At 72.2% G+C, this 9,795-nt stretch carries 14 protein-coding genes; 6 read left to right on the top strand and 8 right to left on the bottom strand.

Translation table 11 applies throughout. The features are described from left to right. Window positions 1–68: 68 nt before the first annotated feature. The 5 genes from ACFWIC_RS02835 to ACFWIC_RS02815 form a co-directional block, all read right to left on the bottom strand. Entirely contained in the window at window positions 69–716 is a 648-nt protein-coding gene (locus ACFWIC_RS02835; protein WP_329877374.1) for an HAAS signaling domain-containing protein, read from the bottom strand. Continuing rightward, the gene (locus ACFWIC_RS02830) at window positions 713–1,078 is read right to left on the bottom strand and encodes a PadR family transcriptional regulator (RefSeq protein ID WP_329877377.1); all 366 of its coding nucleotides are present in this window, start codon (window positions 1,076–1,078) and stop codon (window positions 713–715) included. Before ACFWIC_RS02830 ends, ACFWIC_RS02835 begins: the two co-directional genes overlap by 4 nt. A 195-nt stretch (window positions 1,079–1,273) precedes the next feature. Continuing rightward, window positions 1,274–1,729 carry an SSI family serine proteinase inhibitor gene (locus tag ACFWIC_RS02825; RefSeq protein ID WP_380515257.1) on the bottom strand — a complete coding sequence of 152 codons (456 nt, stop codon included), beginning with the start codon at window positions 1,727–1,729 and terminating at the stop codon, window positions 1,274–1,276. Between the two features lie 236 nt (window positions 1,730–1,965). Beyond that, the gene (locus ACFWIC_RS02820) at window positions 1,966–3,012 is read right to left on the bottom strand and encodes a cytochrome P450 (protein ID WP_329947976.1); all 1,047 of its coding nucleotides are present in this window, start codon (window positions 3,010–3,012) and stop codon (window positions 1,966–1,968) included. Between the two features lie 95 nt (window positions 3,013–3,107). Next, the gene (locus tag ACFWIC_RS02815; RefSeq protein ID WP_380515314.1) at window positions 3,108–3,185 is read right to left on the bottom strand and encodes a tryptorubin family RiPP precursor; all 78 of its coding nucleotides are present in this window, start codon (window positions 3,183–3,185) and stop codon (window positions 3,108–3,110) included. A 590-nt stretch (window positions 3,186–3,775) separates the two neighbouring features. Between ACFWIC_RS02815 and ACFWIC_RS02810 the strand changes: the two genes are divergently transcribed. Together ACFWIC_RS02810 and ACFWIC_RS02805 are read left to right on the top strand one after the other, a co-directional pair. Next, window positions 3,776–4,162 (top strand): VOC family protein, encoded by a 387-nt coding sequence (locus ACFWIC_RS02810; RefSeq protein ID WP_329947977.1) that lies wholly within the window; start codon window positions 3,776–3,778, stop codon window positions 4,160–4,162. 137 nt (window positions 4,163–4,299) lie between these two features. Further along, complete coding sequence (locus ACFWIC_RS02805) at window positions 4,300–4,923, top strand: hypothetical protein (RefSeq protein WP_380515253.1); 624 nt, start codon at window positions 4,300–4,302, stop codon at window positions 4,921–4,923. Between the two features lie 78 nt (window positions 4,924–5,001). On the opposite strand, the gene ACFWIC_RS02800 is transcribed toward ACFWIC_RS02805, so the two are convergent. Together ACFWIC_RS02800 and ACFWIC_RS02795 are read right to left on the bottom strand one after the other, a co-directional pair. After that, entirely contained in the window at window positions 5,002–5,235 is a 234-nt protein-coding gene (locus tag ACFWIC_RS02800; protein ID WP_329947978.1) for a DUF397 domain-containing protein, read from the bottom strand. Continuing rightward, entirely contained in the window at window positions 5,232–6,092 is an 861-nt protein-coding gene (locus tag ACFWIC_RS02795; RefSeq protein WP_329947979.1) for a helix-turn-helix transcriptional regulator, read from the bottom strand. Before ACFWIC_RS02795 ends, ACFWIC_RS02800 begins: the two co-directional genes overlap by 4 nt. Before the next feature lie 297 nt (window positions 6,093–6,389). Here ACFWIC_RS02795 and ACFWIC_RS02790 point away from each other — a divergent pair, with 297 nt between their 5' ends. From ACFWIC_RS02790 to ACFWIC_RS02780, 3 genes are all read left to right on the top strand, one after another. Beyond that, the gene (locus ACFWIC_RS02790) at window positions 6,390–6,590 is read left to right on the top strand and encodes a hypothetical protein (protein ID WP_329947980.1); all 201 of its coding nucleotides are present in this window, start codon (window positions 6,390–6,392) and stop codon (window positions 6,588–6,590) included. A gap of 10 nt (window positions 6,591–6,600) precedes the next feature. Then, on the top strand, window positions 6,601–7,323 hold the full coding sequence (locus ACFWIC_RS02785) for a hypothetical protein (protein WP_329877392.1): 723 nt from the start codon (window positions 6,601–6,603) through the stop codon (window positions 7,321–7,323). Window positions 7,324–7,395: 72 nt separating this feature from the next. Beyond that, window positions 7,396–8,205 carry an alpha/beta fold hydrolase gene (locus tag ACFWIC_RS02780; protein ID WP_380515249.1) on the top strand — a complete coding sequence of 270 codons (810 nt, stop codon included), beginning with the start codon at window positions 7,396–7,398 and terminating at the stop codon, window positions 8,203–8,205. Window positions 8,206–8,288: 83 nt separating this feature from the next. On the opposite strand, the gene ACFWIC_RS02775 is transcribed toward ACFWIC_RS02780, so the two are convergent. Continuing rightward, window positions 8,289–8,789 (bottom strand): winged helix-turn-helix transcriptional regulator, encoded by a 501-nt coding sequence (locus ACFWIC_RS02775; protein WP_380515246.1) that lies wholly within the window; start codon window positions 8,787–8,789, stop codon window positions 8,289–8,291. A gap of 106 nt (window positions 8,790–8,895) precedes the next feature. On the opposite strand from ACFWIC_RS02775, the gene ACFWIC_RS02770 reads away from it, so the two are divergent. After that, on the top strand, window positions 8,896–9,564 hold the full coding sequence (locus tag ACFWIC_RS02770; protein WP_380515243.1) for an NADPH-dependent F420 reductase: 669 nt from the start codon (window positions 8,896–8,898) through the stop codon (window positions 9,562–9,564). Window positions 9,565–9,795: the final 231 nt, after the last annotated feature.

Here is a 9,795-nt window from a genome sequence, read left to right as displayed (position 1 = left end):
TGCACCGGTTCGCCCGCGGGGGCCGCGTCGGCGGGCGGGCGCGACAGCGGTGGCGGGGCGGCCGGGGGTCAGACGGTCACGGCACTGCCGCTGCTGCCGCCGCCGCTTCGGCCGGTGTCGGCGCGGAGGAGGGCGGCGGAGCGGGCCAGCCGGATCACGGCGATGCCGGGCAGGCAGGCGCCGACCAGGCAGGCGGCGAGGACGGCGAGCGGGCCCAGGCCGATCGAGGACATCGAGAGGGCGCCCGCGACCAGGGGCGTGACCAGGACCGGTGAGAGCAGCAGCAGCGTCGCCTGCCTCTTCTCCCGGCGGTCCCACTGGGGGGACCGCCAGATCCTGACCAGGGCGGTGACGGCGGCAGCCGTCGCGAGGACGGGCCCGACGGCCGGGACGACCAGCAGCGGCAGCGAGAGGAGGACGAGGCCGAGCGTGAGGTGGGTGCGGACGGCGCTCTCCGGCTCGGGCCGCCCCTGGCCCTCCTCGGCGAGAGCGGCGCCGGCCACCTCCTGCGGGCGGCCCAGCCGGTCGAGGACCTGCCGCACCGCACCGTCGTCGACGGGGCCGTGGCCGTGGCCGTGCTCGGCGAGCGCGACCTCGACGTGCTCGCGCAGGTCGGCCAGGAGTTCGCGGCGGCGCTCGGCGGGCAACGCGGTGGTGCGGCGGGTGATCTCGTCGAGGTAGGCCAGGACCAGCGGGTGCTCCATCGGGGTGTTCATGACTGCTCTCCCGGGGTGAGGACGTGGTCGACGGCCGTGCGGAAGTCGGGCCACAGGGTGGCGAACTCCTCCAGCGCGCTCCGGCCGGCGGGGGTGAGGGTGTAGTAGCGGCGCGACGGGCCGGTGGCCGAGTCGCGGAGGAAGGTGTCGGCCAGGCCGGTGCGGCGCAGCCGGGACAGCAGGGGGTAGATCGTGCCCTGGCTGGTCGCCAGCATCGGGAACCGGCCGAGCTCCTGGAGCAGCTCGACGCCGTAGCGCGGGCCGTCCCGGAGCAGGGCCAGCACGCAGTACTCCAGCACTCCCTTGCGCAGCTGGGTGGCCACCGACCCGTCGGCTGCGCCGGCCCCGTCAGGGTCTGTCATACCAGGTACCATGCACAGCAAGATAGCAGGCGAAGCAAGGATCCGCAGGTGGGTGACGCGGTCCCGGGGGACGGAGGGGCCCGGCGGAGGGGCCGGGGCGGGTTCGGTCCGGGGCCGGGGGAGACGTGCGGCGGCCCCGGCCCCGCCCGTGGCGGGCGTGGGCCGGGGCCGTCGAGGGAGGGTCCGCCCGCCGGGTCAGAAGGCGAAGACGGCGCCGGTGGTGTGGGCCAGGGTGCAACGGTTGCCGTAGGTGCGCCGGAAGGAGAGCGGCCGGCCCCGGTACGTGCCGGAGGCGGTGACGGTGTACGGGTCGTACTCGGCGGTGCAGATGCCGGGGTCGACGTCGAGGCGGTCGAGATCGCCGTCGACCGCGTCGACGAGGCGGCACGCCGTGACCGGGTCCGGATGGGTGGTGGCGCTGCCGGGCGGGCACTCCAGGGTGGCGAGGCGCGGGGTGCCGGCGACGGGGGTCGCGCCGTGGGTGACGGTCAGACGGAGGCTGGTGACGGCTTCGACATCGGCTGCGGCGGCGGCTCCGGTGTCGACTTCGGCGGCGGTCGCGGTCGTCGTCGCGGTCACGGCGGCAGCGGTGAGGCCTACGGACAGCAGGACGGCCGCGACGGCGGCGGAGGCGGAGGCTCGGGTCTTCACACCCCGGGAAACGAGCGTGTGCGGACGTTGGTAACCCCTGGCCCGGCGTGCGTGGCCCGCGATCCGGCGCGCAGTCCCGTGCGCAGTCCTGGTGCGCAGTCCTGGTGCGAAGCCTCGGGCTGCGCCTTCGGCGTGCGGCCCGTGGCAGGACGGGCCGGAGGGGCGGAAGTTCACGGTCGGCCGGGTGGCGCCCCGGCGCAGGACCGGGGATCGGATCGGATCAGGTCCGGACCGGGTCAGCGGCGGACCATCCGGACGCCGGAGACCTCCAGCAGGCCGTCCAGTTCGACCTTCCCGACGGTCTGGTCGGGGCTCACCACGAGCCCGTCGCGACGGACGATGTCGAGGAGGCGTTCCGCCAGCGGCAGCACCATGTGCCGCCCCCAGCAGCGCTCGTTGGCGTGCCCGAACGGGAGGTACCCGGGGTGGCTCTCGGGGTCGAGCTCGGCCCACCGCTGCGGGCGGAACTCGTCGGGGGCGTCCCAGAGTCGGGGGTCGCGGTGACTCAGCAGCGGGAGCATCAGGATGTCGTCCCGCACCCCGATCCGGTCGTCCAGGGCGTGGAACTCGGGGGAGGCCACCCGGAGAATGTTCCAGGAGGGGGGCAGCAGCCGCAGCGTCTCCCACAGGATGTCCCGGTTCGGTACGTCGTCGTCGAACGGGGAACCCAGCCAGACCGCGTTCGTGACGAGTGCCGCCACGGTGAAGCAGATCGGAGCGGCGACCCGCCGGTACAAATACATGGCGTAGCGCCGGTCGGCGTACGAATCGGCCTCCATCACCCGGGCCGCCAGATGGGAGAGCGGGATTTCCGTCCCGGGCTTTCCGAGCATGGCGGTGCCCGCCGCGACGGCCATCCAGGTCAGTTTGGGCGTGAGTTCCAGCTTTCGGTCCACGAGGATTCTGAAACGCAGGCTCTCCCGACCGAAGACGAGGTCCCGGAGGTGGACGTGGGGGGCGTGCGGCCACCTCCCCGTGAGGTCGTCCGTCTCGTCCAGGGGCTTCTTCAGCGCGGCCCGGACGTCGGACGACACGGCCTGCATGAGGGCCGACGCGTCCGTCCGGCCGATCTGCCTCCCCAGGACGGGCTTGAAGGTGGGCCGCTCCTCGGGGTTGGCCGGCCTGGCGCGGAGCAGGCCGTCCAACAGGTCGGCGCCGGCGACCCCGACGGTGTCGCGCTCCAGGCGGAAGAGGTCCGCCCCGCGGTGCGTGCGGAGGAGTTCTTCGATCCGCGGTGCGAAGACGGTGACCCGGGCGTTTCTTCCCGTGCTGGACAGGGACATCGGTTGCACTCCAGGGGTGAGCGGCCGGCTCGTGAACGGATCGTGCCCGGCGGGTTCGAGTCCGCCGGGCACGAATCAGGAAGGGGGCCGGACGGTCAGATCCAGCGGTACCAGGCGTAGGCCTTCAGGCTCTTCTCCGGCATGGCCTTCCTCACGAAATGCACGAGCTTCATGGAAAATCCCTTCGACAGCCGGCGAACCGGGCGATTCATGGAACGGTGCTCGACGGGTCGCGGTGGAAAGCCCTGCGGATCCCGTGGAATCCGAGGCCCGCTTCCCGTCGCCCAGAAGTGAATCTTCGTCGGGATTTAGCGTCAAGTGGGCGGTTCCATCTGCCGATTGCCGCGAGGCTGCATGTTTGAAGTTCGCCGGGATCTGGTTGGTGGAGGAATGGGGGAGATGGTCCGATTCGGGCGGATTCTGCCGATGGGGGTGGTTGTTGCGACGTGAGGTGCACGCGACAGCGCTGGTCGGAGACGCTGCGCCCGCAGCCCGCGGAAACGTGAACGGGGCATTGCGGCAGCATGTCGCCGACTCGGCGTCGGGGTGGCCCGCTGCCCGACCGAACGTTAGGTATGCCCCTTTGGGCAGTACGCGATCAAGTGGCGCGGGCCGGTGCGGCGGGGGGATCGCGTCGTCGGCCGGGGCGGCCCGTGTCGTTGGCCGGGCGGGGCCGGGACACCCGGTTTCATGGTCGGAACGCCTAAGCCTCCCTGGGTGCGCCGTGGCACGGTGGCTCAGGCCCGATGTCCCGGAGAACCCCATGAGGATCCACCTGACCAGCGTCTTCGTCGACGACCAGGACAAGGCCCTGCGCTTCTACACGGACGCGCTGGGCTTCGTGAAGAAGACCGAGGTCCCCGTGGGTGCGGACCGCTGGCTGACCGTCGTCTCGCCGGAGGACCCGGACGGGACCGAACTGCTGCTGGAGCCCGACGGCCACCCCGCCGTGAAGCCGTACAAGACCGCGCTGGTGAGGGACGGCATCCCGGCCGCCTCGTTCGCGGTCGAGGACGTGCCCGCGGAGTTCGAGCGCCTGCGCGCGCTCGGGGTGCGGTTCACCCAGGAGCCGCAGGAGATGGGGCCGGTCACCGTCGCGGTCCTCGACGACACCTGCGGCAACCTGATCCAGATCACCCACCACGCGTAGGGACCGGCCGGCACGGGAAGTCGGCGGGTCCGACTTCCCGTGCGCGCGGGGGAGCGCGTGGCGCGTTCCGGGGGTTCCCGCCGGGTGCGCGTCGGTCCGGACTATGCTGCGGACGGACGTGTACGGAGGGGGAGTTGATGCGGTCCGAGGGCGGGGAGGATCCGGGGTTTCTGCCCGATCCGGAGGGGCTCGACGAGGAGGGGGCCTGGTCGGAGTTCGCGGAGGACGTGCCCCGTCCGGCCTCCGGGTGGGTGGGGCCGCTGTCGTACCTGGCGTTCGTGGTGGCCGTCGTCGGGTTGGTGGCGGGAGGCGTCGTCTGGGTGCTCCAGGACCAGTTGTTCCACCCGTTCGGGGACACCCGGGCGTGCAAGGGCAGTGACACCATGCTGCCGCCGGTCATCTCGGCCGGGGGAACGGCGCTCCCCGCCGACGCCTCGGACATCCACTACTTCACCAGGGCCGGCGTCGCCCGAGTCTCCTTCCTGAGTGACCGGATGCCGGACCACCTGCGCCGTGCGGGGTTCGTCACGAAGGGGACGTCCCTGTTCGACAGGGGCGACGGCGGTAGTTCGTACGGTCTGGGGCCGGACGAACGCGAGCTGCCCGAGGGGCTCTGCGGCCCGGCCCTCAGGGGGCCGGCCTGGCGGTACGACAGGCCGGGCCCGGGTACGGCGGTCACGTTCACGGTCGAGGGTTCCCCCGTCGACGGCAACGCCTTCCGTGCCCCGGCCCGCGTCGTCGCCTCCTTCGGCGTCGGTTGAGTCGGCGCAGGTTGGGTCGGGGCAGGGGCCGGCGCCGCCGAAGGCCCTGCCGGGGTGGGTAGGGCCTTCGGCCGTCGGTCAGGCGGTGAAGTCGGGGGAGCCGCTCGTGATGGCCTTGGCGAAGGCGGCCCACTCGGCCTGGTCGAAGGCGAGGTGGGGGCGGTCGGGGTTCTTGTCGTCGCCGAGCCAGACATCGCCGTTGGGGAAGCGGGCGATGATCACGCAGGAGCCGTTGTCGTCGCCGGAGAACGGGGACTTTGTCCAAACGGCGTCGGCGGGGTTGTGGTCGTACGGGTCGTGCTTCTCGCTCACGTGATCTCTTCCAGCCTGCGCTCAAGTGCGGCGATGGTCTCCTCCGGTGACAGCGCGCACGCCTTGACGCGGGCAAAGGCCCGTTCGGCACGGCGTACATCGCGTCCCGTTCTACGCGGGAGCGTACCGCCGACGGCTTCGATGAATACGAAGCCATTTTCGAGGTCGTCGGGGAATCTCATGAGTACGAGTCCTGAAGTCAGGATCCCCTGGCGTCCGGCGCTCAGAGGGACCATCCGGATCGTGACGTTCGGACGCTGCGCAACCTCGATGGTGTGGCGGATCTGCGCGATGAGCGTGTCTCGGTCGCCTGCGACCAGGAGCGTGACCTCCCCGAAGTAGGTCTCCAGATCGAGCGGATTCTCGTCGGCCAGGCGACGCTGCCGCATCATTCGAACTTCGGCTGCGGTCTCGATCTGCTCGTCATTGGGTGCGCTGAGGCCGGCGGCGATCATCTCCCGCGCGTAGCTTTCAGTCTGGACAAGCCCTGGAAAGGCGGATGGGAAGTACTCCAGCATGTGCGAGGCGTCGGCCTCGAGTGCCAGGTACTCGGCGAAGGCTGCCGTGATGGAGTTCGCGAAGTCGAGGTTGCGCCACCACTGCTTGGGCGGGCCGCTGCCGAGGAGGTTCTCGTAGTACTCGCGGTCCGCTCCTCCGACTCCGTAGTAGTCAAGGAGTGTGGCGAGGTCCTGGGGACCGACAGGCTGGTCGGCTCGCTCCATCTTGCTGAGCCTGGCGGCGCTCCAGCCCTTCAGTCCGCGCGTCACCTCCAGGAGCTTCTTGTTCTGATCCAGTCGTAGGGCTCGCAGTTCGTCGCCGAGTCTGATCTGCCGGATCGCGGAGAGGTCAGTGGTCAAGTGGGTCCCTCCCTTCGGATGTTGATGAACAGTCTTGCTCTGTTCTGCGGCGGCACTCAAGCGCCCTCAAGATCCACCTATTTTCTTCGGCTTTCTGTTGTGTTTTCGAATCAAGGAGACCCACACTCAACGTGACTGTATGAGAATGCTTCTGACCGAGCGTCCGGCGATCGATGGTCCGCCGGCTCGCCTTCGGCTTCGGTGTCGTGATCAGGCGGGGGGTCGGCAAGCGGGTGTGGGTGCGGGTCCTGCTCGACGAGCGAGTCAATCCACCTCCGCAGATCCGGAGTTGACCCCATGTCCAGAAGCGGCGACCGGCCTGCCCCGGTCGAGGTCGCCGCCGCGGGGCTCGGGTCCCTCGCCTCCTCCCTCGCCTTCTCCCTCGTCGATCCGCCCTCCGCCGGCCTCATCCGGTGGATGACGTTCGCCACTGCCGTGAACCGGGAGACCCGTTGGTCCGACGACTTCCTCGACACCCGCCGCCACGACAGGGAGTGACACCCGCCCCATGCACCCCGCTGCCATCGCTTTCCAGGACCCCGGCCGCCTCCACGCGCGCTGCGAGATCGCCGGCGTCCGGCGCCTCACCTTCCAGCCCGGGTACGAGAGCTCCGTCGTCCTCCCCGACGGCGCCTGGGAACCGCTTCCGGCCGGCTACCCCGAGCGGTTCGCGCCCGGCCTCCTCACCCGGGACGGCGGGCTGGTCGAACTCTTCCGGCTCCCCGACTCGGTCGTCGACATCCGCACCCTCGCCACCCTGGTGTACGGGCTGGGCGACCCCTTCCCCGTCACCCTCGGTGAGACCTGCGACGCCCCCGGCCTGCCCGTCACCCACGTCAGTCCCGACTCCGGCCTCCGTCCCGGCCTCCACGTCGACAACCACCAGAGCCTCGCGTACGCCGACCGCGAGACCGCCCGTCGACGCCTCTGCGTCAACCTCGGCCCCGGCAGCCGGTACGTCCTCCTCGCCGACACCGACATCAAGTCCGTCTGCCGCACCGTCCACGACCGCTACGAGAGCCACCGCCCCGCCACCTCCGACCTGGGCCTCTACGTCACCCTCCGCCGCCCCCTGCGGGTCCTGCGCCTGCGCATCGACCCGGGTGAGGGCTGGTTCGCGCCCACCGCCGTCCTCCCGTACGACGAGTCGACCGACGGCCAGACGCAGCACTCCGTGACCGCGTCCTGGCTCGGCCACTGGGAACGCGGGGTCTTCGGTCCGCTGATCTGACCGGTTCGACCGGGTGTGTCACGCTGGGGGGTGGGGCGGGGCTGGAGCACGACCGAGGTCGGGAGGCTCGCGATGGCCGAGATCAGGGTGAACGGGGTGTCGCTGTACTACGAGACCCGGGGAGCCGGGCCCGGCCTGGTCCTGGTCCACGGGTCGTGGACCGACGCCGACAGCTGGGCGCGCGTCCTGCCCGGTCTCGCCGAGCAGACGACCGTCGTCGCCTACGACCGGCGCGGGCACAGCCGCAGCGAGGACCTCCTCACCCAGGGCTCCGTCTACGAGGACGCCGCCGACCTGGCCGGCCTGATCCGGGGCCTCGGGCTCGCGCCCGCGTACGTCTGCGGCGACTCCTACGGTTCGCTCGTCGCCCTCCGCCTGGCCGCCGCCCGGCCGGGCCTGTTGCGCGGCGTGGCCGTGCACGAACCGCCCGCCACCGGGGTGCTGCTCGCCGACCCCGAGCTTCGTCCGATCGGGGTGGCCTTCGCGGAGCGGATCAGCGCCGTCCGGGAGCTGCTGGAGCAGGCGGAGTCGGCCGCGGCGGCCGAGCTGTACGTGGACACCATCGCCCTCGGCCCGGGGGCGTGGGAGCAGCTGCCCGCGCCGGTCCGGCACACGTACATCCGCAACGCGCCCACGTACCTGGACGAGCTTCGCGACCCCGACGCGCTCGACCTCGACCTCACGGCGCTGAACCGCTTCACCGAACCCGTGCTGCTCACCCAGAGCGACGACAGCCAGCCGATGTACGGCGAGGTGCTGGACCTGATCGATCTCTCGCTGCCCAAGCCCGAACGCCATCTCTACCACGGCGCCGGTCACGCTCCGCATCTGTCGCAACCCGAGGAATGGGTGCGGGTCATGCTGCCGCGCGTCTTGGGGTGAGGCGCACGGTGGGGGCGTGCGGGGCGGGGTTCACGCCCCAGGGGCGTCGTGGGCCGGTCGCGGGCCGGTCGTGGGGCGTCGGCTCACGCGGGCGGGGAGCGCCGGGCGGCGCGGTCGGCATCCTCGGTCGCGAAGCGTTCCTGCGCCGCGAGGACGGCGTCGCTGTGGACGGCGGACCAGGCGCCCAGCGCCCGGATCGGCTCGATCAGGGCCGCACCGGCCGCCGTCAGGGTGTAGTCGACCCGGGGCGGGCTCTCGGCGTAGCGCCGGCGCTCGACCAGCCCGTTGTACTCCAGCCGCCGCAACGCGTCGTTCAGCACCTTCGGGCTGATCCCGCCGATCCGGGCGAGCATCGCGCGCGGGCGCATCGGACCCTGCTCGCCGAGAACGTAGACCACCACGCTGTCCCAGCGGTTGGCGATCACCTCGAAGGCGATCCGGGCCCGGCAGTCGGCCGCGAACACGTCTCCACCGAGGTCGTCCGGTCCCTCAGGCCCGGCCGCCCCGACAGCCCCGGCCGTCCCGGCCACTCCGACGGTCCCGACCGGTCCGTGCAGGCTGCGCAGGCTCTCGGCGTCTCCCATACGCACATCCTGCCGGTCCATTGCCTACCGGATGGTGCGTATCGGCCCGCCTAGGGTCCGGGGTGCGGCAGTCGGCCGCCATCGGGACAGTGGTGGGGAGCACGGTATGCGGATCGGCATTCTCGGAACGGGCGCCATGGCGGCGGGCCTCGGCGGAGCCTGGGTGCGGGCCGGACACGAGGTCGTGGTGGGCGGGCGCAACCCCGGCGCGGCAGCGAGGACGGCCGCCCGTATCCGGGCCGTCGGCAGCGGCGGCCCGGCGGACGCGGCACGGTTCGGCGAGGCGGTGCTGGTCGCCCTGCCCGCCGAGGTCGCGGCCGGGGTGGTGGCAGGGCTTGCGGGGGACCTGGCCGGCCGGACCGTCCTCGACTGCACCGTGCCCATGGCCCCCGGCTCGGGCGGCCCGGTCCTGACCACGGCCGGCGGTGGCGACTCCATGGCGGTCCGGCTCGCGGCCGCGGCGCCCGGCGCCCGGGTGGCCAAGGTGTTCGGCATCTGCCACGAGAGCATCTGGACCATGCCGCGCCCGGCCTTCGAGGGCGTGCCGCTCACCGTGCCCTTCTGCGCGGACGCGCCGGCCGCGGCCGAACTGGTCACCGAGCTCGTCGCGTCGATGGGTTGTACGGCCGTCCGCTGCGGGGGACTGGAGCGGGCGGCACTGCTGGAGGCGGCGGCGGTGTTCGCGATCGGCGTGTGGTGGGACGGCGGCGAGGCCCGACACGCCTTCCCGGCACCGCCGTTGGCGCCCGGCGCGGTGGACGACGAGCAGGTCTGATCCGGGACGGCGGGGACGGGGCCGGCCCGTGCAGGGCTCACCGCTTCGGGGAGGTGAGCCCTGCACGGGCAGCTCGATCCGGCCCGTCCGCCCGGCAGGCCGACGACACGGCACCACCGACGACACGGCACCACCGACGACACGGCACCGCCGACGGCACGGCACCGCCGACGGCACGGCACCGCCGACGGCACGGCACCACCGACGGCACGGCACCGCCGGCTCCACGAC

The sequence above is a fragment of the Kitasatospora sp. NPDC127035 genome (assembly GCF_042726075.1).
Taxonomy (GTDB): domain Bacteria; phylum Actinomycetota; class Actinomycetes; order Streptomycetales; family Streptomycetaceae; genus Kitasatospora.
The sequence above is the reverse complement of the archived record's forward strand: the minus strand, read 5'-3'. Positions and strand labels throughout refer to the sequence as shown.